Origin of the sequence: Micrococcus sp. GPGPB33 (genome assembly GCF_037853785.1) — a bacterium.
Classification (GTDB): Bacteria; Actinomycetota; Actinomycetes; order Actinomycetales; family Micrococcaceae; genus Micrococcus; species Micrococcus luteus.
Window position 1 is genome coordinate 2,429,724 of the sequence record NZ_JAQMWO010000002.1, and the last position, 26,675, is coordinate 2,456,398.

Sequence of the window (26,675 nt, forward strand, 5' to 3'; positions counted from 1 at the left end):
GCGGGGGCCAGGGTGCCGGCCTTGAGCACCTCCCCGCGCGCGGCGCGAGCCTGCCCTCGCCGGTCGGCCTGCCCTGGGCGCGCTCCCGGCTGGCGTGGCCCCGACCGCGGTCGCCCCCAGCATCTCCCCCCTCGCCGCACGTGCCGCTGCGGGCCGGGCGGCTCGAGTGACGAGGTCCGGCCGCGCCTCCTGCACAGGTGTCCGCAGACGGCGTTGCGTCCCCGGGCGTCGCGTTCCGGCTCCGGATGTCCGGGGCCGCTCTTAGGCTCGGGTGCATGAGCGCGCACCACGCCGACGACGGCCTCCCCGCCCCCGTCTCCACCCTCGCCGAGGATCCACCGGCCGACGGGCGACAGGCGCCGCCGAGTGGCGTCGTCGTGGGTGAGGACGGGCGGGCCCGCCCGCCGTGGGCGGCACGGGATCCGCTGCTGCGGGAGTACTACGACACGGAGTGGGGCCTGCCCGTCACGGACGAGCGGGGCCTGTTCGAGCGCCTCGTGCTCGAGGCGTTCCAGTCGGGCCTGAGCTGGCGGACCGTCCTGGCCAAGCGGCCGCGGTTCCGGGAGGTGTTCGCGGGCTTCGACCCGGACGCCGTCGCGGCGTTCGGGGACGCGGAGGTCGAGGCACTGCTGGCGGACCCCGGCATCATCCGGAACCGGCGCAAGATCGAGGCCGCGGTCGCGAACGCACAAGCCGTCGTCGGGATGCGCGGCGAGCGGTTCGCCCCGCTGCACCCGGGCTCCCCCGGCGCGGGCCCCGCCTGGCACGGCGACGGCGACCGTCCCGCCACCGGCCTGCCGGGGCTGGTCTGGGCTCACCAGCCTGCCGCGACCCCACGGCCGGAGACGGTGGCGCAGGTCCCCTCGACCTCGGACGAGTCGCGCGCGCTCGCGAGGGCGCTGAAGGCGCATGGCTGCCGATTCGTGGGGCCGACCACTTGCTTCGCCCTGCTGGAGGCCGCCGGGATCGTGGACACCCACCTTCTCGGCTCGTGGCGAAGAGGGGCGTCCGGGATCTGGGAGTGAGCGGGGGCCTCCGGCAGGATGGGGAACTCAACGCAGGACGTCCACACGAAAGGGTGACGACTGATGACCACCACCTCCGCCTCTCAGGGCTACCGCACAATCAACCCGGCCACCGGGGAGCTGCTGAAGTCCTTCGACAACGCCACGGATCAGCAGATCGCCGACGCCCTCGACGCCTCGCAGGCCGCCTACGAGCAGTGGTCCCGGAAGTCGGTGGCCGAGCGCGCCGCCGTCGTGAAGCGGATCTCCGAGCTGCTGGCCGAGCGGTCCAAGGACATCGCCGCGGTGATCACCACGGAGATGGGCAAGTCCCTCGGCGCGGCGGTCGGCGAGGTGCGCTACAGCGCCCAGATCTTCGGGTACTACGCGGACGAGGCCGAGGAGCTGCTCGCGGACCAGCCGATCAAGCAGTTCTCCGGGCAGGAGGCGTTCGTCCAGCGGCTGCCGATCGGCCCGCTGCTGGGGATCATGCCGTGGAACTTCCCGGTGTACCAGGTGGCCCGTTTCGTGGCGCCGAACCTCATGCTCGGCAACACCATCCTGCTCAAGCACGCCGAGATCAACCCCCAGGTGGCGCAGCTGCTGGAAGAGCTCTTCACCGAGGCCGGACTGCCGGAGGGCGTGTACCAGAACGTGTTCGCCACCCACGACCAGATCTCCACGATCATCGCCGATCCGCGCGTGCAGGGCGTGTCCCTCACCGGTTCGGAGCGGGCCGGCGCCGCCGTCGCCGAGCAGGCCGGCCGGCACCTCAAGAAGGTCGTCCTCGAGCTCGGCGGCTCCGATCCGTACATCGTGCTCTCCGCGCCGGACGCCCGCGCCGCCGCCCGCGACGCACTGGCCACCCGGATGGGCAACTGGGGCCAGGCCTGCAACTCGAACAAGCGCATGATCGTCATGGAGGACCTCTACGACGACTTCGTGGACGAGCTGGTCCAGCGCTCCTCGGAGATGAAGCCCGGCGACCCGACCTCGCGCGACGCCGACGTCTACGGCCCGCTGTCCTCCGAGTCTGCGGCCGACGGGCTCGCCGAGCAGATCGCCGCGGCCAAGGAGGCCGGCGCCACCGTCCACGTGGGCGGCGAGCGCGTCTCCGGCCCCGAGGGCGAGGGCTTCTACGTCTCCCCGGCCGTGATCACGGACGTGGACCAGGAGAACCCCGCCTACACGCAGGAGCTGTTCGGCATGGCCTCCGTGGTCTACAAGGTGTCCTCGGCCGAGGAGGCCGTGGCCCTGGCCAACGACTCCCAGTACGGTCTCGGCGGCGCCGTCTTCTCCACGGACCTGGACGAGGCCAAGCGCGTGGCCGACCAGCTCGAGGTGGGCATGGCGAACGTGAACCTCGCCTCCGCCGCCGGCGCGAACCTGCCCTTCGGCGGCGTGAAGCGCTCGGGCTTCGGCCGCGAGCTCGGCCCCATGGCCGTGGACGAGTTCGCCAACAAGCGCCTGTACGCGGTGCAGGGCCCCCTGGAGGGCTGACCCGGGGCCGGGTCGGCCGGGCGGGTCTCCCGCTCCGGCCGCCCCGTCGGCCTCTCAGCCGCGCAGCGGGACGGTCGCCAGCACCTCGTGCAGCGGCCCGCCGGACCGGCCCTCGCCGAGCCGGGACGCCACGACCTCGACCTCGTCGGCGGTCCACTCCGGCCCGCGGTACACGCCGAGCGCGCGCACGGCCTCGGCCAGCAGGACGGTGGCCGGCGCCGGCGGACGGGGCTCGCCCCGCCTCCGACCCCGAGGTCGGAGCGCGGCCCCCGAGACCCGCGCCACGGTGAGGTGGGCGCGCCGGCGGTCCCGGCCGTCGTCGTCGGCGAGCCAGGGCTCCGCCAGGAGCGCGCCGAGCTCCCGGACCTGCCCACCCACCCCCACCCAGAGCGTGCGGTGCGAGAACTCCCCCGCTCCGGCCAGGTGCAGGTCCAGCGGGCCATGTCCCGCCGCGATGCGGCCGGCGACGGCGACGACGTCGTCCACGGCGCCGGCGGGCACCTCCGGGCGGAACGCCAGCGTCAGGTGCCGCTGCTCCGGCTCGGTCCAGCACAGCGCGCGTCCGGCCCGGTCCCGGACGCCGTCGAGGGCCGGCTCGAGGTGGTCGAGCGCGGCCCTCGGCGGACGGATCGCGAGGAAGAGCCTCACGCCTGCGCGCGCGGATCCGCGGCGGCTGCGGTCGAGCCCCCGGCGGCGTCGCGCGTCATAGCGGCCGGGGCCACGTCCGGGTCCGGCTCGCGGCCGGCCACGATGTCGATCGCGCCGGTGAACTCGGCGTCGATCCGCCGCTGCACCCGGCGCGAGCGCTGGGTCACGAGGGACACCACCACACCCACCACGAAGGCGGCGACGAAGCCCGGCAGCAGCTCGTACAGGCCGAACCACTCCCACGTCTCGGCACTGGCCTCGGACCACACCCAGGCGACGGCGGCGCCGGTGACCATGGCGGCCATCGCCCCCCACGAGGTGAACCGCGGCCAGTACAGGGCGAGCAGGATCACAGGGCCGAAGGCGGCGCCGAAGCCGGCCCACGCGAAGGAGACGAGCTCGAGCACGGAGGAGTCCGGGTTGAGGGCGAGCAGTCCCGCCACGAGCGCCACCACCAGCACGCCGATGCGGCCGAGCCACAGGGTGAACGTCGGGGAACCGGTGCGCCCGCGCAGCATGTAGAGGTCCTCCACCAGGGCGGAGGAGCACACGATCAGCTGCGAGGAGAGCGTGGACATGATCGCGGCGAGGACGGCGGCCAGCACCAGGCCGGCCACGAACGGGTGGAACATGATCGAGGCCAGCACCAGGAACACGGTCTCCGGGTCCTCGAGCGTGGTGCCGGGGTTGGCCTGGAAGTAGGCGATGCCCACGAGGGCCACCATCACGGCACCGAACACGGACAGCGCCATCCAGCCGATGCCGACGCGCCGGGCGACGGCCGCGTCGTGCGGGGTGCGCAGGGCCATGAAGCGGACGATGATGTGCGGCTGGCCGAAGTAGCCCAGGCCCCAGGCGAGGGAGGACAGGACGCCGATCAGCGTTGCGTTCTCGAACATCGAGAAGTGGTTCACTCCGCCGCCGGCGGCGTCGGCGGCGCGGATGCCCTCGACGACGGCGTCCCAGCCGCCCATGGTCAGGATCACGACGATGGGGACGGCCAGCAGGGAGAGGAACATGAGGATGCCCTGGGCCACGTCGGTCAGCGAGGCGCCGAGGAAGCCGCCGAACAGGGTGTAGAGCACCGTGATGCCCGCGACCACGAGCATGCCGGTGAGGTAGTTGATGCTGATGCCCTGGGCGTAGAAGGAGTCGGGGCCGAAGGTGGACTCGACGAACTTGCCGCCGGCCACCATGCCCGAGGACACGTAGAAGGTGAAGAACACGAGGATGATCAGGCCGGCCACGATCCGCAGGATGTGCGTGCGGTCCTTGAATCGGTTCTCGAGGAAGGACGGGATCGTGATCGAGTTCCCGGCCACCTCGGTGTAGGAGCGCAGGCGGGGGGCGACCACGCGCCAGTTCACCCACGCGCCCACGGTCAGGCCGACCGCCATCCAGCCCTCGACCAGGCCCGCGGCGTAGATCGCGCCGGGCAGGCCCATCAGGAGCCAGCCGGACATGTCGGACGCACCCGCGGAGAGCGCCGCGACGGACGGCTTCATGTCGCGTCCTGCGAGCATGTAGTCGTCGAGGTCGGTGTTCTTGCGGGAGGCGTACAGGCCGATCGCGATCATCGCGAGGAAATAGAGGCCGATCGCCGCCAACAGGAAGACGGTGTTCGTGTCCATGGGCTCCAGGGAATCACATCCGGACTCTCAACCCCAGTCCCAGGTCCGTCCCAGATTCGCCCCGTCCGGGTCGGCCCGGGCCCCCGCGCGCCTAGGATGGAGGCCGTCATGACGCAGACTCCCCCGCCCTCCACGCCCGCCGCGCAGCCGTCGGCGACGCCCCACGACGCCGTCGCGATCACGTTCCCCGAACACCTGCCGGTGGCGGAGCGCCGTGAGGAGATCATGGCCGCGATCCGCGACCACCAGGTGGTGATCGTCGCGGGCGAGACCGGCTCGGGCAAGACCACGCAGCTGCCGAAGATGTGCCTGGCCCTCGGGCTCGGGGAGGCCGGCTCGATCGGCCACACCCAGCCCCGGCGCATCGCCGCCCGCTCCGTGGCCGAGCGCATCGCGCAGGAGCTGGGCGAGGAGATCGGGCAGACGATCGGCTACCAGGTCCGCTTCACGACGCAGACCTCGAAGGCCACCCGGGTCAAGGTCATGACGGACGGCATCCTGCTGGCCGAGATCCCCCACGACCCGCAGCTGCGCCGCTACTCCGTGATCATCGTGGACGAGGCCCACGAGCGCAGCCTCAACATCGACTTCCTCCTGGGCTACCTGCGCAACCTGCTGCCCCAGCGCCCGGACCTGAAGGTGATCATCACCTCGGCCACCATCGACCCGGAGCGCTTCGCCCGGCACTTCGGCCGGCCGCTGGCCGCGGGCGAGGACCATGCGGACGCGGTGGAGGCCGACGACGGCGGCCGCGTGGTCCCGGCGCCGATCATCGAGGTCTCGGGGCGCACCTACCCCGTCGAGATCCGCTACCGGCCGCTGACCGACGAGCCCTCCCCCGACGACCCCGAGGACGATGCGGACGACGCCGCCGAGACCCGCGACCCCCTCGACGCGATCGGCGACGCCGTCCTCGAGCTGGCCGCCGAGCCGCCGGGTGACATCCTCGTGTTCCTGCCGGGCGAGCGGGAGATCCGCGAGGCCGCGGACCACCTGACCGGCGTCGTCGCCGGCACCACGCGCCTGGCCGGCACGGAGATCCTGCCGCTGTTCGGCCGCCTGTCCATGGCGGAGCAGCACCGCGTGTTCGGCCGCGCCGGGGCCGGGGTGCGCCGGCGGATCGTGCTGGCCACGAACGTCGCCGAGACCTCCCTGACCGTGCCGGGCATCAAGTACGTGATCGACACGGGCACCGCGCGCATCTCGCGGTACTCGCACCGCACCAAGGTGCAGCGCCTGCCGATCGAGCGTGTCTCCCAGGCCAGCGCGAACCAGCGCGCGGGCCGGTCCGGCCGCACCTCGGACGGCATCGCGATCCGCCTGTACTCGGAGGAGGACTACCTCTCCCGCCCCGAGTTCACGGACCCGGAGATCCTGCGCACCTCCCTGGCCTCGGTGATCCTGCAGATGCTGTCCCTCGGTGTGGCCCGCACCCCGGGCGACGTCAAGGAGTTCCCCTTCGTCCAGCCCCCGGACGGCCGACAGGTCACCGATGGCGCCACCACGCTCACCGAGCTCGGCGCGCTCGAGGCCGGCGGCGCCCGCGCCGGCACCATCACCCGGGTCGGACGCCGCCTGGCCCGTCTGCCCGTTGACCCGCGGCTGGGCCGCATGATCCTCGAGGCCGGTGAACGCGGCTGCGTCCGGGAGGTCATGGTGATCGCCGCGGCCCTGACCATCCAGGACCCCCGCGAGCGCCCCACGGAGCAGCGCGAGGCCGCGGACGAGCTGCACCGCCGGTTCGCGGACGAGAACTCGGACTTCTCCGCGATCCTGAACCTCTGGGCCTACCTGCACGAGCGGCAGAAGGAGCTCTCCGGCTCCCAGTTCCGGAAGCTGTGCCGCCGTGAGCACATCAACTGGCTGCGCGTGCAGGAGTGGCAGGACCTGGTGCGCCAGCTGCGCCAGCTCGCCAAGGACGTGGGCCTCACCGTCGAGGCCGGACCTGTGGACCCGGTGGGCCGGCACGAGGCGGTGCACAAGTCCCTGCTCACCGGCCTGCTCGCGCAGATCGGCGCCTACGACGAGCGCCGTCGCGAGTACGCGGGCGCCCGCGGCACCCGCTTCGCCGTGTTCCCCGGCTCCGCCCTGTTCAAGAAGCGCCACCCGTTCGTCATGGCCGCCGAGCTCGTGGAGACCTCACGGCTGTGGGCGCGCACGGTGGCCCGGATCGAGCCGGAGTGGGCCGAGGAGGTCGCCGGCCACCTCGTCAAGCGGGCCTACAACGAGCCGCACTGGTCGCGGCGGGCGGGCTCCGTCGTCGCGCGCGAGAAGGTGACGCTGTTCGGCGTCACCCTGATCCCGGACCGCTCGGTCCGGTACGGCCGCATCGACCCGGAGCTCTCCCGCGAGCTGTTCATCCGGCACGCCCTCGTGGAGGGCGACTGGCGCACGCGCCACCGGTTCTTCGCCCGCAACCGCGCCGCGCTCGAGGAGGTCGACGCCCTCGAGACGCGCCTGCGCCGCCGCGACCTGCGGATCGGGGACGAGGACCTGTTCGCCTTCTACGACGCGCGGATCCCGGGAAACGTCGTCTCCGAGCGGCACTTCGACGCGTGGTGGAAGAAGGCGCGCCAGGATCAGCCGGACCTGCTGGACCTCGACGTCGCCGCCCTGCTCACCGCCGACGCCGAGGACCTGGACACCGACGCGTTCCCCACCACGTTCACGTATCCGATGCCCGGCGGCGACGTGGAGCTCGACCTCGAGTACACGTACGACCCGACCGGCGCGGCCGGCACCGACGGCGTGACCGTGGCCGTGCCGATCCTGCTGCTCAACCAGGTCTCCCCCGGCCCCTTCGCGTGGCTGGTCCCCGGCCTGCGGGTCGAGCTCGTCACCGCCCTCATCAAGGCGTTGCCCAAGGCCGTGCGCAAGAACCTCGTGCCCGCCCCGGACGTGGCCCAGCAGCTCGTCGCGGACCTCGAGGCCCACGCCGACCCGCTGCGGGACGAGCTGCCGGACGCGCTGTCCGCGGCCGTGCGCCGGGTGCGCGGCGTGGTGGTGGAGCCCGGACTGTGGGCCCCGGACGCGGTGCCCCTGCACCTGCGGATGGACTACCGCGTCGTGGACGCCCGCGGCGCCGTGATGGGCGCCGGCCAGGACCTGCCCGCGCTGCAGGCCCGGCTCGCGCAGGCCAACCGCTCCGCGATCGCCGCCCGGCTCGCCGGCACCGACGACCCCGCCTCGGCCCGGCCGGGGCCGCGCGGCACGGGCCGCGGCGGCCGGGCCCAGGCCGACGGGCGGGCCGGGGCCGAGGGACGCCGTCGCCCGGAGGGCCCCGGGCGGTCCGGCGCGACGCCGGCCTTCGAGGAGCGGCACGGGCTGACCTCATGGAGCATCGGCACGGTGCCGAAGACCGTCTCCACCGCGGCCGGGGCGCGCGGCCCCGCCATCACGGGCTACCCGAGCCTGGTGCCCGAGACCACGCCCGACGGCGGCCCCGCGGCCGGCCTGACCGTGGCCCGGTCCGCGGAGGACCAGGCGGCCTGGCACCGGGCCGGGGTGATCCGGCTGCTGCTGGCCACCCTGCCCAGCCCCCAGCGCTACGTGCTGGACCACCTGGACAACAGGGAGAAGCTCACCTTCACCCAGAATCCGCACGGCTCGGTGGACTCCCTCGTCGCGGACTGCACGCAGGCCGCCGTCGACCGTCTCGTCGGGGACGAGCTGCCGTTCGACGAGGCCGCGTTCCGCGCCCTGTTCGACCGGGTGCGGGCCGACCTGATCGACACGGTCTTCGCCGTCACGTCCCTGGTGGAGCAGGTGCTCTCCCGGGCCGCGCAGGTGCGACGCCGGCTCAAGGGCTCGGTCTCGCTCGCCCTCGCGCCGGCGCTGTCGGACGTGAAGGCACACCTCGAGCAGCTCGTGTTCCCCGGCTTCGTGGCCGCCACGGGATGGGAGCGGCTGCAGCACCTGCCGCGCTACCTGCAGGGCATCCTGACGCGCCTGGACCGGTTGGACGCCGGCGGCCACCTGCAGCGCGACGGGCAGCACATGGCGGTGGTGCAGGGGCTCGAGGACGAGTTCGACGCCGCCGTCGCGGCCCACCGCGCCCGGTTCGCGGGCACGCCCGTGCCCGCGGAGCTGGAGCGGGTGCGCTGGCTCATCGAGGAGCTGCGCGTCTCGTTCTTCGCCCAGGAGCTGGGCACGGCCGTCTCGGTCTCCGAGAAGCGGGTGCGTCAGGCGCTCGCCCGGGCCACGCGCGCCTGAGTCGGGTCCGGGCGGCGCGGCCCGTCAGTCCTGCGGGACGACCTCGCCGTGGCCCAGGTCCCGCAGGGCCGCGCGCAGGCGGGCGGCGGCGTCGTCCAGGTCCGCCGGATCGGGGGCGTTGTCCACGCGGGCCAGGTCGAAGTCGGCGAGCGAGGTGGAGGGCCACACATGCACATGCAGGTGCGGGATCTCGTAGCCGGCGATCATGAGCCCGGCCCGGCGCGCGGAGAACGCCGCCACCTGCGCCTTGCCGATCTGCTGGGCGACCGTCGTCAGGTGCGTGACCAGCGCCGGGTCGACCTCCACCCATTCGTCCACCTCCGCACGGGGCACCACGAGCGTGTGCCCCGGCTGGAGCGGCGCGGCGGACAGGAACGCGACGCATGTCTGGTCCTGCCACACGAAGCGGGCGGGCAGCTCGCCGGCGACGATCCTGCTGAAGACGGTGGCCATGGGGATCCTCCTGAGGGGTCGGCGGGGCGGGGCCCCGGGGGTCGTCAGTCCCGGCCGGACGCGCCGTCGGGCTCGGGGCCGACCGCGACGGCGTTGGACGGGTCCTGGACCCATGCTGACCACGAACCCGGGTAGAGCGCCACTCCGGGTCGCCCCGCGACGGCCAGGGTGAGCACGGCGTGCGCCGCGGTGATGCCCGAACCGCAGTACACGGCCACGGGAGTGGCGTCGTCCACGCCGACGGCGTCGAACCGCTCCGCCAGCTCCGCGGCGGGCCGCAGGCGACCGTCCTCGGCGATGCTCTCCGCCGTGGGCACGTTCCGCGCCCCGGGGATGTGACCGGCCACGGGGTCGAGGGGCTCGACCTCCCCGCGGTAGCGCTCGGCCGCCCGCGCGTCGAGGAGCAGACCGCCGGAGGCCATCGCCTCGGCGCCGGCCGTGTCCACGACGGGCATGCGGCCCCACGACGGCCGGGCGGTGCCGGGCACCGGGATGACCTCGCCGGGCTGCAGGGGCAGGCCCGCGGCGCGCCACGCCTCGAGGCCGCCGTCCAGGAGCACGGAGTCCCGCAGCCCCGCGTGGCGCAGCAGCCACCAGGCGCGCGCGGCGGACAGGCCGTGGTCGTCGTCGTAGACCACGATGGTGTCGCCCTCGTCGATCCCCCACATCCGCACGGTCTCCGCGAACTGGCGCGCGTCCGGCAGGGGGTGGCGCCCCGCCGCCGGACCGGCGTGGCCGGCGAGCTGGCTGGGCAGGGAGACGTAGACGGCGCCGGGCAGATGGCCCTGGAGATAGGCGGCGTGGTCCGGCCCGCCCCCGTGGCCCGGAACCGGACGTCGAGCAGGATCACCCGGTTCGGGCGGCATCGGCCCGGCTGGGCGTAGGCAGGGCCCCCGGGCACCGGCGGCAGGTCCTCGACGGGGGCCAGGCCGAGCCAGCCGGCCAGCACGTCCACCGTCACCAGGGTGGGCGGCTCGGCGGCCTCGGGATCGACGCCGTCGGTGTCCGCGTCCGGGTCGCCGCCGGCGTCATGGGCCGAGGGCGGGGCCGCCGTGGGCGCCGGGACCACGCGGCCCTGCCTCTCGTCGACGACGATCAGCGGGTCGGGTCGATCGGGGGCGGCGCCGTCGCGGTCCGGGACAGGGGATGGGTCCGGGCTCTCGCTGTGCACCCGGACACCCTACTCCACGCCCCCTTCGGCGCCGCTGATAACCTGGAGGATGGCCCGCGCGGACCCGTTCCGGACCGCGCAAGGAGGCGGCAGCCGCCGCAGAAGGAGTCGTGAGCACCGTGAGCGCCCCCCAGCCCGGCCCCCGCGTCGCCCGTCCCCGGGCGACCCGGCAGAAGGCCGCCGTCGACCGAGCCCTGGACCGCATCCCGGACTTCGTGAGCGCGCAGGAGCTCCATGCCCGCCTCCAGGACCAGGGCGAACGCGTCTCGCTGGCCACGGTGTACCGGACCCTGCAGCAGCAGCTCGACGACGGCCTCGTGGACATGCTCCGCCGCGACGACGGCGAGACCGTGTACCGCCGGTGCGAGGACGAGGGCCACCATCACCACCTGGTGTGCCGGATCTGCTGGACCACCGTCGAGGTCACCGCCCCCCACGTCGAGGCGTGGGCCACCGCCGTCGCCGCGGAGCACGGCTTCACGGACGCGGACCACACGGTGGAGATCACCGGCGTCTGTGCCCGCTGCCGGGCCGAGGGGCGCACCCGCGCGGCCTGACCCCGGGGCCGGGCCCCGGTCAGTGGCGGATGCCGCCCGCGGGGTCGTCCAGGAAGTCCGCCGCGTCCTCGACCGCCTTGGAGGGCCCGTGCAGGGCGCCCCGGCCGTACGCGATGTCCAGGTTCTCGACCGTGAGCACGTCCCGCGGCGGGCCCGAGGCCACGACACGCCCGCCCATCAGGACCACATGGTCCGCCTCCGCGGCCTCGTCGAGATCGTGGGTCGTGTAGACCACGGACACCCCGCGCGTCGGCTCCTCGTGGAGGAGGTCGTCGATCGTGCGGGCGGAGACGATGTCGAGGCCCGTCATCGGCTCGTCGAGCAGCAGCACGTCGTGGTCCTGGGCGAGGCCCTGGGCCACGTAGGCGCGCTGGCGCTGGCCGCCGGAGAGCTGGTCGAGGTGCCGCCGCGCCAGGTCCGCGACCTGCATGCGCTCCATGGCGGCCCGCACGATGTCCCGGTCCCGCTTCCGGAACCGGCGGAACCACCCGAGCGTGGGGTACCGGCCCATCCCGACGACGTCGCGCACCGTCACCGGCACGCCCTGGGGCACGCCGATGGACTGCATCACGAAGGAGGTGCGCTGCGTGCGCCGCCGCGGGTCCTCGCCGAGCACCTCCAGCGCACCGGAGGCCGGGTCGCTCAGGCCCGCCAGGGCGGTCAGCAGCGTGGACTTGCCGGAGCCGTTGGGCCCGATCACCGCGATCAGCCGCCGGGCCGGCAGGGTGAAGTCGGAGGGTCGGACGGCCACGTGCGAGCCGTGGCGCAGTTCGAGCGCCCGGGCGACCGCGAGGGGAGGCGGGGTCGCCGCGGCGCCCGCGGGGAAGGACGCGTTCATCGGGGGGCCTCCGCTCCGGGCAGGGCCACGACCGGCGCCTCCTGCTCACGCTGCGCGCGCGAGCGCACGTGCCGGCCCAGGAGCGCCAGCACGGCGGCGCGGACGGCGAGCACCACGAAGAACAGCAGGATCGGCATGAGCGCCATGGTGGCCGAACCCGCCGTGCCCAGCCGGTAGCTGAGGGTGAGCCCGGTGACGACGCACGCCGCGCCGATCACGACGGAGACGAGCATCATCTGGGGCACGCTGCGCGTCAGCAGCGCCGCCGTCGCGGGCGGTCCCACGAGGAGGCCGAACACGAGCACCGTGCCCACCGCCTGGAACGAACCGATCACGGCCGCGCCGATCATCACCAGCAGCAGCGTGTGCGTCAGCCCCGGTCGCATGCCCAGCGAGCGCGCCTTGACCTCGGAGAAGCTCAGCGCCAGCAGGGGCCGGTAGAGCAGCAGGGCCAGGGCGATCACCACGACGGCGATGACCGCCTGGGTCACGATGCCGTCCACGCTGACCCCCAGCACATCGCCGAACAGGATCGACGTGAGCGATCCCGTGTAGGAGTCCGACTTGGAGATGATCACCACGCCCAGGGCCATCATCCCCACGAAGAGCAGGCCGATGGCGGTGTCCTCCTTGAGGGTGGTGGCCCGGTGCACCAGCGAGATGCCCGCCATCATGACGACGGCGGCCACCGCCGCACCGAGGTGGGGGCTGCCACCGGTGACGACCGCCAGGGCGATGCCCGGCAGGACACCGTGCACGAACGCGTCCCCGAAGAAGCTCATCCCGCGCAGCACCAGCCACGTGCCCACGACCGAGCACATCACCACCGCGATGAGTCCGCCGACGAGGGCGCGCTGCTGGAATCCCATCTGGAAGGGCTCGAGCAGCCAGTCCATCCTCAGCCCTCCAGCGCGTCGGCGAGGGTGCGGGCGTTGAGGAGCATGGCCTCGGCGTAGTCCGCCTCCGGGGTGTCCTTCGGGCCGACGCCGCCCTCGTAGACCTCGATGACCGGCAGGTCGCCGGCCTCCTCGGCCACGGTGTCCACGAGGCTGTTGCGCGCGCCCACGGACGTGATCACGGCGTCTGCGCCGCCGTCGCGGATGGACCGGGCGAGCTCGGCGATCTCCTGGGAGGAGGGCTCGCCGTCGGTGGAGCCGCCCGGGACGACGACGCCGGACACGGTGAAGTCGTAGGCCTCGCTGAAGTAGCCGTAGGCGTCGTGGTCCGTGACCAGCGTGCGGCGGTCCTCCGGGACCCCGGCGAGGATCTCCCGGACCTGCGTGTCCGTCTGCTCGAGCTCCCCGCGCACGGTCGCGCCGCACTCGGCGAACCTCTCGTCACCCCGCTCCTGGGCGAGCGTGTCGCCCATCAGCTCGGCGGCCCTCGCCATGCGGGCGACGTCCATCCAGACGTGCGGGTCCTCGGACCCGTGGTCATGGCCCTCGTGGCCCGCCCCCTCCTCGGCGTGGTCATGGCCGCCGAAGGGCAGCGGATCCAGCTGGGGCGCCACCTCGACGACGGTCGCGCCGTCCGCCTCGGCGTTGGCGAGGGCGGACTCCATGCCGCCCTCGAGGCCGAGGCCGTTGGAGAACACGAGGCCGGAGGAGACCATGTCCTTCACCTGCGCGGACGAGGCGGAGAAGTCGTGCGGATCATCCCCCGGGCCCATCACCGTGACGCTGCGGGCGTCGGCGCACGCGACCACGCGGTCGAGCACGGAGCCGAGCTGCGTCGTCGTGGCGACGGCCACGGGCGCGCCCGCGGCCGAGCCGGACCCGGCGGCAGCAGAGGCGCCCGCGGCCTGCTCGCCCGCGGAGTCGCCGCTGGTCCCGCCGCACGCGGCGAGGCTCAGGGTGAGCGCGGTGAGGGCCCCGGTCAGGGCGGGCAGACGACGGCGGCGGAGCATGGGGCGACCTCGTTCGTGTCGGGAGGATGTGTGAAATCGGTTCTCAACAGTAGCACCGCGCCGCCCGCGCGACGCTCACGCGGGCCGGAACCGACGTGGCGACTGCGTCACGTCGTTGATCTCCCCGACGAGCTCCTCGAGCACGTCCTCGAGGAAGAGGATGCCCGCGGTCTCGCCCTCGGGCGTGATGACCCGGGCGAGGTGGGAGCCCGTGCGCTGCATGAGCGCGAGTGCGTCCTCGACCTCGTCCTCGAGCCGCACGTTGGCCAGCGAGCGCACGCGCGTGAGCGGGATCGGCTCGTCGTGTCCCGACGGGCCCACGGTGAGGACGTCCTTCAGGTGCAGGTAGCCGGTGTAGCCGCCGTCGGGGTCCTCGACCACGAACCGGGAGAAGCCCACGCGGCCCACGGTCCACTCGAAGTCGTGCGGCGTGATCCCCTCGGGGACGGTGACGACCCGCTCGAGCGGCACCATCACGTCCCCGGCCCGGTGGTCCGAGAACTCGAGGGCCGAGTGCAGCACGCCGGACTCGTCCTCCAGGGTGCCCGAGCGGGTGGACTCGGCCACGATCGACTGCACCTCCTCGAGCGTGTAGGAGGAGGCCACCTCGTCCTTCGGCTCGATGCGCAAGGCGTGCAGCACGAGGTTGGCCGTCCAGTTCAGCGCGGCCACGACGGGATGCAGCAGCTTCGAGAGCCACACGAGCGGCTGGGCCAGCAGCATCACGGCGCGGTCCGCGAACGAGACGGCGGCGTTCTTGGGCACCATCTCGCCCAGGGTCACGTGCAGGAAGGTGACCACCAGCAGCGCGAGCACGAAGGCGGTCACGTCCGCCGCCGCGGACGGGACCCCGAGGGCGGCCATCGGGACGACGAGCAGGTGGTGCAGCGCCGGCTCGGACACGTTGAGGATGAGCAGGGAGCACACCGTGATGCCGAGCTGGCAGACGGCCAGCATCTGGGAGACGTGCTCCATCGCGTAGAGCGCCACCTGGGCCTGGCGGGAGCCGGCCTCGGCCCGCGGCTCGATCTGCGCCCGGCGGGCGCCCATGACGGCGAACTCGCCCGCCACGAAGAAGGCGTTGGCGGCCAACAGGACCACCAGCCACAGCAGTCCGACGACGTCCCCGTTCATGCGCGCGTCTCCTCGTCCTCAGCGGCCGGGTCGAAGCGCACGCGCTCGATGCGGCGGCCGTCCATCCGCTCGACCGTCAGGGTGCCGCCGTCCACGTCCACCACGTCCCCGACCTCCGCCAGGCGCCCCAGTCGGGCCAGGATGTACCCGCCGACGGTCTCGTAGGCCCCGTCCTCCGGCACCACGAGGGCCGGGATCTGGGTCCGCACCTCGTCGGGCCGCAGCTCCGCCGGGAAGTACCAGCGGCCGGAGGCCGTCTGGAGGACCCCCGGGGTGACGCGGTCGTGCTCGTCCGCGACCTCGCCGACGATCTCCTCCACCACGTCCTCGAGCGTGACCACCCCTGCGGTGCCCCCGTACTCGTCCACGACGACGGCCATCTGCAGGTTCGCGTCGCGCAGCTCGGCCAGCAGCTGGTCCAGGTGCACGGTCTCCGGCACGCGGATGACCTCCGTCATCAGTGCACCGGCCTCGAGGTCGGCGCGGCGCTCCCGCGGCACGGCCACGACCTTCTTCACGTGCACCACGCCGCGGATGTCGTCCGAGGAGTCGCCGATCACGGGGAACCGCGAGTAGCCGGTGCTGCGGGCCAGGTCCAGGACCTCGGGCAGAGCCTGGTCCTCCCTCACCGTCTCCACGCGGATGCGCGGGGTCATCACGTCCGCGGCGGTGCGGTCCGCGAAGCGCAGCGTCCGGTCCAGGAACGTGGCGGTCTGCGCGTCGAGCGTGCCCAGCTGGGCCGAGCGGCGGACCAGCGAGGAGAGCTCCTCGGGGCTGCGGGCGCCGGAGATCTCCTCCTTGGCCTCGATGCCCACGCGGGCCAGCACGCCGTTGGAGAACCCGTTCAGGACCAGGATCGCCGGCTTGAACACGGTGCTGAACACGAGCTGGGGCCGGGCGAGTGCGCGGCCGATCGCCATGGGCTCGGCGATGGACATGTTCTTGGGGATCAGCTCGCCGAGGAGCATCGAGAGCAGGGTCGCCACGACCATCGCGACGACGAGCGAGACGGTGCCCACCACGCCGGCCGGCAGCCCCACCTGGAGCAGCAGCGGGTCGATGAGCCGGCTGATCGCCGGGTCCATCACGTAGCCGGTGAGCAGTGTGGTCAGAGTGATGCCCAGCTGGCACGCGGAGAGCTGGGTCGAGAGTGACTTGAGACAGCGCAGCAGGGGCTCGGCGCCGCGGTCACCCGCGTCCACCATGCGCTGCACGGTGGGCACGTCGATCGCGATCATGGCGAACTCGACGGCCACGAAGAACCCGGTGCCCACGATCAGGGCCAGGCCGAGGATCAGCAGGAGCCACTCCACCCGACCTCACCCCCTCGACGGCGGGCCGGGCGGCGGTGCGGGGCACCGGGACTGGAAGGCTCCGATCCGGCCGCGTCCGCGTGGGCGGACGAGCGGTCTGGCACACAGGTGTCAGGGTGATCCATAGTCCGCCCAGTATAGGGGCGTCAGGCCCCGGCGGAACGAGCAAGGGCATGCGGCCGCCTCACCACGACGAGGCGACCGGCCGGCCCTCCTCGTAGCCCGCCGCGGACTGCAGGCCGACGACGGCGCGGTCGCGGAACTCCGCCAGGTCGTGGGCGCCGGCGTAGGTCAGCGACGAGCGCACACCGGACGTGATGGTGTCCAGCAGGTCCTCCACCGACGGGCGGCGCGGGTCCACGTACATGCGCGAGGACGAGATGCCCTCCTCGAACATCGCCTTGCGGGCCTTGGTGAAGGCGTCCTCGTGGCGGGTGCGGTGCTGGACCGCACGGGCCGAGGCCATGCCGAAGCTCTCCTTGTACCGCCGACCGTCCGGACCGTGCACGAGGTCGCCCGGAGACTCGAGCGTCCCCGCGAACCACGAGCCGATCATCACCGAGCTGGCTCCGGCGGCCAGCGCGAGCGCCACGTCCCGCGGGTGCTTCACCCCGCCGTCCGCCCACACGCGTGCCCCGAGCTCGCGGGCCGCGGCGGCGCACTCCAGGACCGCCGAGAACTGCGGCCGGCCCACCGCGGTCTGCATGCGCGTGGTGCACATCGCGCCCGGGCCCACGCCCACCTTCACGATGTCCGCGCCGGCCGCGACCAGGTCCCGGACGCCGTCGCCGGAGACGACGTTGCCGGCCACCACGGGCACGCCGGGGTCGAGGGCCCGCACCGCAGCGAGCGCGTCCAGCATGGTCCGCTGATGACCGTGCGCCGTGTCCACGACGAGCACGTCGACGCCGGCCTCGACCAGGACGGCGGCCTTCTCCCCCACCGCCCCGTTGATGCCGACGGCGGCGCCGACGCGGAGCCGTCCGTCGTCGTCGAGACCGGGCGTGAACAAGGACGAGCGCAGCAGGCCCGCCGCGGTGACGACCCCGCGCAGCACGGGGGCGGCGGTCCCCACCGCCGGGTCCACGACGGGGGCCATCTCCTGGCGCGCGGCGTGCAGGCGCTCGAAGGCCGCCTGCAGCGCCTCCTTGCTCGGGGCCCCGTCCGTGCCGCCGAGCTCGGCGAGCGTGAGGGTCACCGCCGGAGGGTGCATGACGGAGGCGGCCGAGGCGAAGCGGTCCACGCCCTCGCAGTCCTGGGGGCGGACCACGCCGAGCAGCCCGCCGTGCGCGTCCACCACGCAGACGGCCCCGTGGTTGCGGCGGTCCACGAGGTGGAGCAGGTCCAGCACCGTGTCCTGCGGCCCGACGGTCAGGGCGGTGTCCGCCACGGGGTGGGCCACCTTCACCCGACGCACGACGTCCCGGATCACGTCCGCCGGGATGTCCTGCGGCAGGATCCCGAGACCGCCGCGCCGGGCCATGGTCTCGACCATCCGGCGCCCGGTGACGGCGGTCATGTTGGCGGAGACCAGGGGGATGGTGGCGCCCGTGCCGTCATCCGGGGCGATGTCCACGTCCATGCGACTGGCGACGTCCGAGTGCGAGGGCACGAGGAAGACGTCGTTGTACGTCAGGTCGACGGCCGGGTCGGTGAGGAAGCGCATGGCGTCAGTCTCCCAGACGAGGCGGACGCCGAGAGCCCCCCGCGCGTCCGCCGGGAGCGGAGTCGAGCCGAGGCCGCGGCATTCCGACCGGGGGCGTCGAAGAACTATGATGTCTCGAGGCGTTCCCGGCCCCACGCGCGCCGCGCGGGTGGCCCGGCGCAGCACATCGCATCCCAAGGCTCAGGAAGAGGCGTTACACAGTGCCAGAACTCACGTCGGACCGGCTCGCACAGGAGTTCCCGGGGAACGAACGGCTCGTGGCCGAGATCTACCGGAAGTACCGCGAGGACTCCGGTTCCGTGGACCGGCAGTGGGCACAGATCTTCGCCCGTCTCGAGGCCAGCGCCCCCGCCGAGGCCGAGCCGAAGGCCGCCGCCAAGGCCGAGCCGAAGGCCGCCGCCAAGACCGAGCCGAAGACCGCCGCCCGGGCCGAGCCGAAGGCCTCCGCCAAGGTGACCGAGCCGAAGGCGGCGACCGCCCCGGCCCGGGGTGCGCAGCCCAAGGAGACCTCGGTCAGCACCGGCCCCAAGCCCAAGAAGACCCCGGCGGCCCAGGCCGTGCCCTCCGAGCCCGCCGACACCACCGCCACCACCGCGGACGAGAAGCAGGAGAAGGCCACCGTCCTCAAGGGCATGGCCAAGGCCGTGGCCACGAACATGGACGCCTCCCTGTCCATGCCCACCGCCACCACCGTGCGCGACCTGCCGGCCAAGGTGCTGATCGACAACCGCGTGGTCATCAACAGCCACCTGGCCCGCACCCGGGGCGGCAAGGTCTCCTTCACCCACCTCATCGGCTACGCCGTGGTCCGCGCGCTCGCGGCCATGCCCTCGATGAATGTGACCTACGAGGAGCGCGACGGCAAGCCCACCATGGTGGAGCCGGCCCACGTGAACTTCGGCCTCGCCATCGACCTGCCCCGCCCGGACGGCACCCGCGCGCTCGTGGTCCCCAACGTCAAGGCCGCCGAGACCCTCGACTTCCGCGGCTTCTGGAAGGCGTACGACGACCTCGTCCAGCGCGCCCGCAAGAACAAGCTGACGATGGACGACTACGCCGGCACCACGGTCTCCCTGACCAACCCGGGCGGCATCGGCACCGTGCACTCGGTGCCCCGCCTGTCCCAGGGCCAGGCCGCCATCATCGGCGTCGGCGCGCTGACCTATCCGGCCGCCTTCCAGGGCGCCGCCGAGTCCACGCTGCACGACCTGGCGATCTCCAAGACGATCACCCTCACCTCCACGTACGACCACCGCGTGATCCAGGGCGCCGGCTCCGGCGAGTTCCTGAAGATCGTGCACGGCCTCCTGCTGGGCGAGGACGGCTTCTACGACGAGGTCTTCCACTCCCTGCGCATCCCCTACGAGCCCGTCCGCTGGGCCCAGGACGTGCAGGTGAACCCGGAGGAGCAGATCGGCAAGGTCGCCCGCATCCAGCAGCTCATCCACGCGTACCGGGACCGCGGCCACCTGCTGGCCAACGTGGACCCGCTCGAGTACTCGATGGCCTACCACCCGGACCTCGACATCCGCGAGCACGGGCTGACCCTGTGGGACCTGGACCGCAAGTGGCCCACCGGCGGCTTCGGCGGGGCGAGCAGCCTGACGCTGCGCAAGATCCTCGGCGTGCTGCGTGACGCGTACTGCCGCACCATCGGCGTCGAGTACATGCACATCCAGGACCCGGCCGAGCGCGCCTGGTTCCAGGAGAAGCTCGAGCAGCCGTACGCCAAGCCCACCCGCGAGGAGCAGCTGCGCATCCTGGGCCGACTCAACGCCGCGGAGGCGTTCGAGACGTTCCTGCAGACCAAGTACATCGGCCAGAAGCGCTTCTCCCTGGAGGGCGGCGAGTCCCTCATCCCGCTGCTGGACGGCATCCTCGGCGACGCCGCCGACGCCGGGCTGGACGAGGTCGCCATCGGCATGGCGCACCGCGGTCGCCTGAACGTGCTGACCAACATCGCCGGCAAGACCTACAGCCAGGTCTTCCGCGAGTTCGAGGGGGCCACCCCGGGCGGCGCCTCGGGCTCGGGCGACGTGAAGTACCACATGGGCACCGAGGGCACCTTCGTGTCCGACGCCGGCAACAGCACCCGCGTGTACCTCGCCGCCAACCCCTCGCACCTGGAGGCCGTGGACCCGGTCCTCGAGGGCGTCGTGCGTGCCAAGCAGGACCGCCTCGATCTGGGTGGCCAGCGCCCGGACTCCTTCTCCGTGCTGCCGATCCTCGTGCACGGCGACGCGGCCTTCGCGGGCCAGGGCGTCGTGACCGAGGTCCTGCAGCTCTCGCAGCTGCCCGGCTACCGCACCGGCGGCACGATCCACGTGGTCGTGAACAACCAGGTGGGCTTCACCACGCCGCCGACCCAGGCGCGCTCCGCGGTGTACTCCACCGACGTGGCCAAGACCATCCAGGCCCCGATCTTCCACGTCAACGGCGACGAGCCGGAGTCCGTGGTGCACGTGGCCCAGCTCGCCTTCGAGTACCGCCAGCGGTTCAACAAGGACGTCGTCATCGACCTCGTCTGCTACCGCCGCCGCGGCCACAACGAGGGCGACGACCCGTCGATGACGCAGCCGCGCATGTACAACCTCATCGAGCAGAAGCGCTCCACCCGCAAGCTGTACGTCGAGTCCCTCGTGGGCCGCGGCGACATCACGCAGGAGGAGGCGGACAGCGCCCTGAAGGACTACCAGCAGCAGCTGGAGCGGGTCTTCGCGGAGACCCACGAGGACGCGCCCGCCTCCGGCGGGGAGGGCCTCCGCCCGGCCGAGGACCGGGACGCGGCCCCGGAGGCGCCGGCGTCCACGGCCATCTCGGCCGAGACGCTGCGGGCCATCGGGCAGGCGCACATCGACGTGCCCGAGGGCTTTACGGTCCACCCCAAGCTCGCGGCCCTGCTCGAGCGCCGCGCCAAGATGGCCGTCGACGGCGGCATCGACTGGGGCTTCGCCGAGCTGGCGGCCTTCGGCTCGCTGCTCATGGAGGGCGTGCCGGTCCGCCTGGCGGGCCAGGACTCCCAGCGCGGCACCTTCACGCAGCGCCACTCGGTGTTCCACGACCGGATCACCGGCGACACGTGGGCGCCGCTGAGGCACCTCTCCGAGGACCAGGCGAAGTTCTGGGTCTACAACTCGCTGCTGTCCGAGTACGCCGCCCTCGGCTTCGAGTACGGCTACTCCGTGGAGCGCTCCGACGCCCTCGTGCTGTGGGAGGCCCAGTTCGGCGACTTCGTGAACGGCGCGCAGACGATCATCGACGAGTTCATCTCCTCGGCCGATCAGAAGTGGTCGCAGACCTCGTCCGTGGTCCTGCTCCTCCCCCACGGCTACGAGGGACAGGGGCCGGACCACTCCTCCGCCCGCATCGAGCGCTTCCTGCAGATGTGCGCCGAGGACAACATGCGCGTGGTCAACCCCTCCACGGGCGCGAACCACTTCCACCTGCTGCGCGAGCACGCCTACGCCCGCCCGCGTCGGCCCCTCATCGTGTTCACCCCGAAGCAGCTGCTGCGCCTCAAGGCCGCCGCGAACTCGGTGGAGGACTTCACCGAGGGCGGCTTCCAGCCGGTCATCCCGGACGCCGGGGTGGACGCCAAGGACGTCACGCGCGTGGTGCTGGTCTCCGGCCGGCTGTACTACGACCTGCTCGCCCGCCGCGAGAAGTCCGGTGACACGTCCACCGCGATCGTGCGGGTGGAGCAGCTCTACCCGCTGCCGCTCGACGAGATCCGCAAGGCGCTCCGCGCCTACCCGGTCGCCGACGTCACCTGGGTGCAGGACGAGCCCGCGAACCAGGGCCCGTGGCCGTTCATGGCACTGAACCTCGTGCCGCAGCTCGACGGCCCCGTGACCCTCGTGTCCCGCCCGGCCTCGGCCGCGACCTCCGCGGGCACCAAGGGCCGCCACGACCAGGAGCTCAGCACGCTGCTGGACGCCGCCTTCGGCCGCTGACCCGGACCGACCCTGCGCCGCCGCCGCACCCTCCGGTGCGGCGGCGGCGCCGGAACGGCCGACGAAAGGACACACTGTGCACAACCGCCGGATCCGGATCGCCGCCGTCGGCGACCAGCTGCTGGCCGGTGCGGGCGACGCCCGCGCCATCGGCTGGTGGGGCCGCGTGCTCGCCCGCACCCAGGCCCCCGACGTGGAGCTGGAGAACTACGTGCTGGCCGTGCCGCACGAGACCACCGAGGACCTCAACGAGCGCTGGTGGGGCGAGGCCTCACGGCGCTTCTCCGAGGAGACGGAGAACCGCCTCGTCGTGGCCCTGTCCGACGCGGACCTGGACCTGGAGGCCACCTCCACCGCCCGTTCGCGGCTGAACCTGGCCAACGTCCTGGACACCGCCTCGCAGCGGAACATCCCGGTGCTCGTGGTGGGCCCCACGCCCACCCTGGACGAGCAGCGCAACGCCCGGCTCGCTGAGCTCAACGCGGCCTACCTGGATGTGGCCGATCGGCGCAACCACGTGTACGTGGACACGTTCACCCCGCTGGTGAGCCACGAGCAGTGGCGCTCGGACCTCGCCTCCGGCCAGGGCCGGCCGGGCCAGGCGGGCCACGGGCTCATCGCGTGGCTCGTGCTGCACCGGGGCTGGTACCAGTGGCTCGGTCTGCCCGAGCCCACGGCCTGATGTGACAGAATGGACCACCGACCGACTCGTTGAAGGGAGACGTCATGAGCAAGCGTGCACGCAAGCGTCGCGACCGCCGCAGGAACGGCGCCAACCACGGCAAGCGTCCCAACGCCTGATCCGCTGATCGGCGTCGCGGACCGGCCGGGTGCCACCCGGCGACCGCAGACCACGAAGGGCCGTCCCCTCAGGGGACGGCCCTTCGTCATCGTCGGGGCGCCCGATCGGGTGCCCACGGGTCCGCATGTCGCGGTGTCAGCCCCAGGTGACGGTCGTCATCGGGGTCTGGGTGATGCGGGTCATGATGGTGGCCCGCAGCTGCGCGGGCGCCTTCTCCTGGCAGCACCGACGCACCGCCGAGCGGATGAGCTCCTCGAGCTCCTTCTGGTGTCGGCAGTCCGGACAGTCCGCCACGTGGGCGCGCACCTGCTCGATGTCCTCGGGCGTCAGGGCGCCGTCCAGGTACTGGTACAGCCGCTCCAGGGAGGCGTCCTGGGCGTCGCGGCACTCATGGCCGTGCTGGTCCACAGTCATCGCGTGGCCTCCTTCGTGCTCGTCTCGGTCTGCTTCGTTCCGCCGCGCCCGGTCTTCTTCTTCGGCTGGGCCTTGATGCCGCGCGCCGCCGCGTAGTCCGCGAGGCGCTCGCGCAGCTGCTTGCGGCCCCGGTGCAGCCGCGACATGACGGTGCCGATCGGCACGTCGAGGATCTCGGCGATCTCCTTGTATGCGAAGCCCTCCACGTCCGCGAAGTAGACGGCGAGCCGGAACTCCTCCGGGATCGCCTGCAGGGCGTCCTTCACCTGGGAGTCGGGGAGCCGGTCGAGGGCCTCCGTCTCGGCTGAGCGCAGGCCACCGGAGGTGTGCTCGGCGGCCCGGGCCATCTGCCAGTCCTCCACCTCAGGGTTGTCCGCCTCGAGGGGCTGGCGCTGCCGCTTGCGGTAGAGGTTGATGTACGTGTTCGTGAGGATCCGGTAAAGCCAGGCCTTGAGATTGGTGCCGGGCCGGTACTGGTGGAACGAAGAGTAGGCCTTCGTGTACGCCTCCTGGACCAGGTCCTCGGCGTCCTGCGGGTTGCGCGTCATACGCAGCGCAGCGGAGTACAACTGGTCCACGAACTCGAGGGCGTCGCGCTCGAACCGGGCACGGCGCTGCTGTTCGGACTCGGCGGCGACGTCGATGTCGGCGCGGTCGTGCTCGGGGGCGTCCTCGGGCCGGGCGAATTCCGGCCGGCTGTTGTCAGTGCTCATCGCGGGCCAGTCTACGGTCCGGGAGGCATGCGTCAGCAGGGCGGCGCTCATGCGGGGCTCCTCTCCGGCTGCGGCCCTCGGCAAGCGGGACCGGTCCGCCGACACGGGTACGGGGTCGTCCAAGTGGAGCGCCAGCAGCGTTCCAGGTATTCCCCCGAGACAGGCCGACCCCGGCCGACAGACGCCGGATAGGCTGGTCCGGTGACCCGCCCCACGCGTGCCGCCACGCACTCCCCCGCCCCCCGTCCCGACGCCGCCGAGACCTGGCCCGCGCCCATGGCGCGCGGCCCGGTGCGCGGAGACGTGCGGCTGCCGGGATCGAAGTCGCTGACGAACCGGCACCTCGTGCTCGCCGCCCTCGCCGACGGCCCGTGCATCCTGCACGGCGTCCTCGAGTCGCGGGACACGGCGCTGATGCGCACGGCGCTCACCGCGCTCGGGGCCCGGTTCGAGCCCCTGTCCGACGGTGGACTGCGCGTGCATCCGATGCCGGTCGGCGAGCCGCTGGCCGGGGATGTCACCGTGGACTGCGGACTGGCGGGGACGGTCATGCGCTTCGTCCCGTTCGTCGCCGCGCTGCGGCCCGGCCGGGTCCGCTTCGACGGCGACGCCGGCGCGCGCCTGCGCCCGATGGCCCCGGTCCTGGACGCGCTGCGCCAGCTCGGGGTGGCCGTCAACGAGGAGGGCGAGCCCGGTCGCCTGCCCTTCACGATGACGACCCGCGCGGACGCGGCCACGGTGGCCCCCGACGGCGACGTGCCGGAGGTCGCGGTCGACGCCTCCGGCTCCTCCCAGTTCCTGTCCGCCGCGCTGCTGGCGGCCGCGGGGATGCCGCGCGGCCTCCGGCTGCGGCACACCGGGCAGACCGTGCCGAGTCCGGAGCACGTCGCGATGACCGTCGGGGTGCTGCGCGCGCTCGAGGTGGACGTCGCCGAGACGGGTCCCGGGGCGTGGACCGTGGCCCCGGGGCGCATCCCGGCACACGAGGCGACCGTCGAGCCGGACCTGTCCAACGCAGGCCCCTTCCTGGCCGCCGCCGTGGCCACGGGCGGCTCCGTGACGGTGCCGGACTGGCCCACCCGCACGACGCAGATCGGCGACCGCTGGCGGCGGATCCTGCCGCAGTTCGGGGCGAGCGTGGCCCTCACGGTCGACCGCACGGACCGCTCCCGCGGCCGGCTCACGGTGACGGGGGCGGTCCACGACGACGGCGCGCCCCGCATCACCGGCGCCGGTGAGATCGCGGACACGGCCGAGCTCGCCCCCACCGCGGCCGCGCTCGCCCTGCTGGCCTCCGGGCCCACCCGCCTGACGGGGATCGGCCATCTGCGGGGCCATGAGACGGACCGGCTCGCCGCGCTCACCGCCGAGGCCGCCCGCCTGGGGATCACCGTGGACGAGGACGAGACGTCGCTCGGCTTCCCGGGGACGGACGCGTCGGGGCCGCTGTCGCCCGCCGCCCTCGAGACCTACCACGACCACCGGATGGCGACCTTCGCCGCCGTCGTCGGCCTGCGCGTGCCGGGGACCGGCATCGTGGACGTGGCGACCACCGCGAAGACGATGCCGGACTTCCCCGCACTGTGGACCGCGCTCGTGGCACCCGGCGATGCGGCCGAGGAGGCCCGCTGATGGCCCGGCGCCTCGATCCCTCCGCGTGGGACGAGTCCGATGTCCGGGTGCGCCCGTCCAAACGCGGCACCCGCCCGCGCACCAAGGAGCGGCCCAAGCACGAGGATGCGCAGGTCGGCATGGTCACCACGGTGGACCGCGGCCGGTACGCCGTGGTGCTGCCGGATCGCCTGGACGAGCGGATCACGGCGATGCGCGCCCGCGAGCTGCGCCGCACGCCGATCGCCACGGGCGACCGGGTGGCCGTCGTCGGGGACCTCTCCGGGGACGAGGGCACGCTCGCACGCATCGTCCGTGTCGAGGAGCGCAGCACGGTCCTGCGCCGGTCGGCGGACGACTCGGACGAGGTCGAGCGGGTGGTGGTGGCCAACGCCGACCTGCTGGTGATCATGGTGGCCGCGGCCAATCCGGAGCCCCGGACCGGCTTCATCGACCGCGCCCTGGTCGCCTGCTACGACGCCGGCATCCACCCGGTGCTGCTCATCACGAAGACCGACCTGCGTGATCCGGCCGCGCTGGTGGCGCACTACGAGGCCCTGGACCTGGAGGTGATGACCTCCGGTGCGGCGACCTTCGAGGCCGAGACCGGGGACACCGCCCTGGACGCCTCGCTCGTGGCCCGGGTGGCCGAGCGGCTGATCGGGCACACGAGCGCGTTCGTGGGGCCCTCCGGCGTCGGCAAGTCCACGCTGCTGAACGCGCTCACCGGCGCGGAACGGGCCACCGGCCACGTCAACGCCGTCACCGGCCGGGGCCGGCACACCTCCTCGTCCGCGCTCGCACTGCCGCTGACGGGCGACGACGGCGCCCCCCTGCCGGACACCTGGGTGGTGGACACCCCCGGCATCCGGTCCTTCGGGCTGGGCTGGGTCGAGCCGGACCGCGTGGTGGAGGCGTTCGACGACCTCGCCGGCGGGCTGGCGGACTGCCCGCGCGGCTGCACCCACACCGCCGACTCCCCCGGCTGCGGCCTGGACGCATGGGTGGCCGCGGGCCACGCCGGCCCCTCGGGAGCGGCACGCCTGGCCTCGCTGCGGCGTCTGCTCGGCAACCGGCTGGCCCCCTCGGGGGCGGAGGACGCGGCGTCGTCCGAGGACTGAGGCGGCCCGCGCGGTATAGCGTGGGCGG

The 26,675-nt window shown here is 73.3% G+C and carries 21 protein-coding genes; 9 read left to right on the top strand and 12 right to left on the bottom strand.

Features of this window, described 5'->3' with window-relative positions; translation table 11 throughout:
- Nucleotides 1-275: 275 nt before the first annotated feature.
- Entirely contained in the window at nt 276-1,025 is a 750-nt protein-coding gene (locus POD19_RS11515) for a DNA-3-methyladenine glycosylase I (protein ID WP_063190326.1), read from the top strand.
- 63 nt (nt 1,026-1,088) lie between these two features.
- Nucleotides 1,089-2,504 (top strand): NAD-dependent succinate-semialdehyde dehydrogenase, encoded by a 1,416-nt coding sequence (locus tag POD19_RS11520; RefSeq protein ID WP_144818306.1) that lies wholly within the window; start codon nt 1,089-1,091, stop codon nt 2,502-2,504.
- 54 nt (nt 2,505-2,558) lie between these two features.
- Here POD19_RS11520 and POD19_RS11525 read toward each other — a convergent pair whose 3' ends face one another.
- Together POD19_RS11525 and putP are read right to left on the bottom strand one after the other, a co-directional pair.
- The gene (locus tag POD19_RS11525; protein ID WP_144818305.1) at nt 2,559-3,152 is read right to left on the bottom strand and encodes a 2'-5' RNA ligase family protein; all 594 of its coding nucleotides are present in this window, start codon (nt 3,150-3,152) and stop codon (nt 2,559-2,561) included.
- Nucleotides 3,149-4,783, bottom strand: a complete 1,635-nt coding sequence (putP, locus tag POD19_RS11530; RefSeq protein ID WP_073115753.1) for a sodium/proline symporter PutP — start codon at nt 4,781-4,783, stop codon at nt 3,149-3,151. Before putP ends, POD19_RS11525 begins: the two co-directional genes overlap by 4 nt.
- Before the next feature lie 108 nt (nt 4,784-4,891).
- On the opposite strand from putP, the gene hrpA reads away from it, so the two are divergent.
- Entirely contained in the window at nt 4,892-8,995 is a 4,104-nt protein-coding gene (gene hrpA, locus POD19_RS11535; RefSeq protein WP_144818303.1) for an ATP-dependent RNA helicase HrpA, read from the top strand.
- A 24-nt stretch (nt 8,996-9,019) separates the two neighbouring features.
- On the opposite strand, the gene POD19_RS11540 is transcribed toward hrpA, so the two are convergent.
- Together POD19_RS11540 and POD19_RS11545 are read right to left on the bottom strand one after the other, a co-directional pair.
- Nucleotides 9,020-9,448: an HIT family protein gene (locus POD19_RS11540; RefSeq protein ID WP_049160060.1), complete on the bottom strand. Its 429-nt coding sequence runs from the start codon at nt 9,446-9,448 to the stop codon at nt 9,020-9,022.
- Between the two features lie 44 nt (nt 9,449-9,492).
- Nucleotides 9,493-10,314 carry a sulfurtransferase gene (locus POD19_RS11545; protein WP_340309481.1) on the bottom strand — a complete coding sequence of 274 codons (822 nt, stop codon included), beginning with the start codon at nt 10,312-10,314 and terminating at the stop codon, nt 9,493-9,495.
- Between the two features lie 415 nt (nt 10,315-10,729).
- Between POD19_RS11545 and POD19_RS11550 the strand changes: the two genes are divergently transcribed.
- The gene (locus POD19_RS11550) at nt 10,730-11,176 is read left to right on the top strand and encodes a Fur family transcriptional regulator (RefSeq protein ID WP_049160055.1); all 447 of its coding nucleotides are present in this window, start codon (nt 10,730-10,732) and stop codon (nt 11,174-11,176) included.
- A 19-nt stretch (nt 11,177-11,195) separates the two neighbouring features.
- Here POD19_RS11550 and POD19_RS11555 read toward each other — a convergent pair whose 3' ends face one another.
- The 6 genes from POD19_RS11555 to POD19_RS11580 form a co-directional block, all read right to left on the bottom strand.
- Nucleotides 11,196-12,014 (bottom strand): metal ABC transporter ATP-binding protein, encoded by an 819-nt coding sequence (locus POD19_RS11555; protein ID WP_144818301.1) that lies wholly within the window; start codon nt 12,012-12,014, stop codon nt 11,196-11,198.
- Complete coding sequence (locus POD19_RS11560) at nt 12,011-12,910, bottom strand: metal ABC transporter permease (RefSeq protein WP_041104321.1); 900 nt, start codon at nt 12,908-12,910, stop codon at nt 12,011-12,013. Before POD19_RS11560 ends, POD19_RS11555 begins: the two co-directional genes overlap by 4 nt.
- A gap of 2 nt (nt 12,911-12,912) precedes the next feature.
- Nucleotides 12,913-13,920, bottom strand: coding sequence for a metal ABC transporter substrate-binding protein (locus POD19_RS11565; protein ID WP_041104319.1), 1,008 nt, complete (start codon nt 13,918-13,920; stop codon nt 12,913-12,915).
- Nucleotides 13,921-13,995: 75 nt separating this feature from the next.
- Nucleotides 13,996-15,054 carry a hemolysin family protein gene (locus POD19_RS11570; protein ID WP_041104317.1) on the bottom strand — a complete coding sequence of 353 codons (1,059 nt, stop codon included), beginning with the start codon at nt 15,052-15,054 and terminating at the stop codon, nt 13,996-13,998.
- Nucleotides 15,051-16,367, bottom strand: coding sequence for a hemolysin family protein (locus POD19_RS11575; RefSeq protein ID WP_041104315.1), 1,317 nt, complete (start codon nt 16,365-16,367; stop codon nt 15,051-15,053). Before POD19_RS11575 ends, POD19_RS11570 begins: the two co-directional genes overlap by 4 nt.
- Nucleotides 16,368-16,551: 184 nt before the next feature.
- Nucleotides 16,552-18,033, bottom strand: a complete 1,482-nt coding sequence (locus tag POD19_RS11580) for a GMP reductase (RefSeq protein ID WP_144818299.1) — start codon at nt 18,031-18,033, stop codon at nt 16,552-16,554.
- A gap of 200 nt (nt 18,034-18,233) precedes the next feature.
- On the opposite strand from POD19_RS11580, the gene POD19_RS11585 reads away from it, so the two are divergent.
- From POD19_RS11585 to POD19_RS13060, 3 genes are all read left to right on the top strand, one after another.
- Complete coding sequence (locus POD19_RS11585; protein WP_144818297.1) at nt 18,234-21,986, top strand: multifunctional oxoglutarate decarboxylase/oxoglutarate dehydrogenase thiamine pyrophosphate-binding subunit/dihydrolipoyllysine-residue succinyltransferase subunit; 3,753 nt, start codon at nt 18,234-18,236, stop codon at nt 21,984-21,986.
- A gap of 76 nt (nt 21,987-22,062) precedes the next feature.
- Nucleotides 22,063-22,668: a GDSL-type esterase/lipase family protein gene (locus POD19_RS11590; RefSeq protein WP_136939822.1), complete on the top strand. Its 606-nt coding sequence runs from the start codon at nt 22,063-22,065 to the stop codon at nt 22,666-22,668.
- A gap of 44 nt (nt 22,669-22,712) precedes the next feature.
- Nucleotides 22,713-22,787, top strand: a complete 75-nt coding sequence (locus tag POD19_RS13060; RefSeq protein WP_095346645.1) for a 50S ribosomal protein bL37 — start codon at nt 22,713-22,715, stop codon at nt 22,785-22,787.
- A gap of 136 nt (nt 22,788-22,923) precedes the next feature.
- Here the strand turns inward: POD19_RS13060 and rsrA are convergent, their stop codons facing one another.
- Together rsrA and POD19_RS11600 are read right to left on the bottom strand one after the other, a co-directional pair.
- Nucleotides 22,924-23,202: a mycothiol system anti-sigma-R factor gene (gene rsrA / locus POD19_RS11595; protein WP_036313960.1), complete on the bottom strand. Its 279-nt coding sequence runs from the start codon at nt 23,200-23,202 to the stop codon at nt 22,924-22,926.
- Nucleotides 23,199-23,915, bottom strand: a complete 717-nt coding sequence (locus POD19_RS11600; RefSeq protein WP_036314006.1) for a sigma-70 family RNA polymerase sigma factor — start codon at nt 23,913-23,915, stop codon at nt 23,199-23,201. Before POD19_RS11600 ends, rsrA begins: the two co-directional genes overlap by 4 nt.
- A gap of 201 nt (nt 23,916-24,116) precedes the next feature.
- Between POD19_RS11600 and aroA the strand changes: the two genes are divergently transcribed.
- Complete coding sequence (gene aroA / locus POD19_RS11605; RefSeq protein ID WP_136939823.1) at nt 24,117-25,547, top strand: 3-phosphoshikimate 1-carboxyvinyltransferase; 1,431 nt, start codon at nt 24,117-24,119, stop codon at nt 25,545-25,547.
- Nucleotides 25,547-26,647 carry a ribosome small subunit-dependent GTPase A gene (rsgA, locus tag POD19_RS11610; protein ID WP_044659234.1) on the top strand — a complete coding sequence of 367 codons (1,101 nt, stop codon included), beginning with the start codon at nt 25,547-25,549 and terminating at the stop codon, nt 26,645-26,647. The genes aroA and rsgA overlap by 1 nt, the downstream gene beginning before the upstream one ends.
- Nucleotides 26,648-26,675 lie beyond the last annotated feature (28 nt).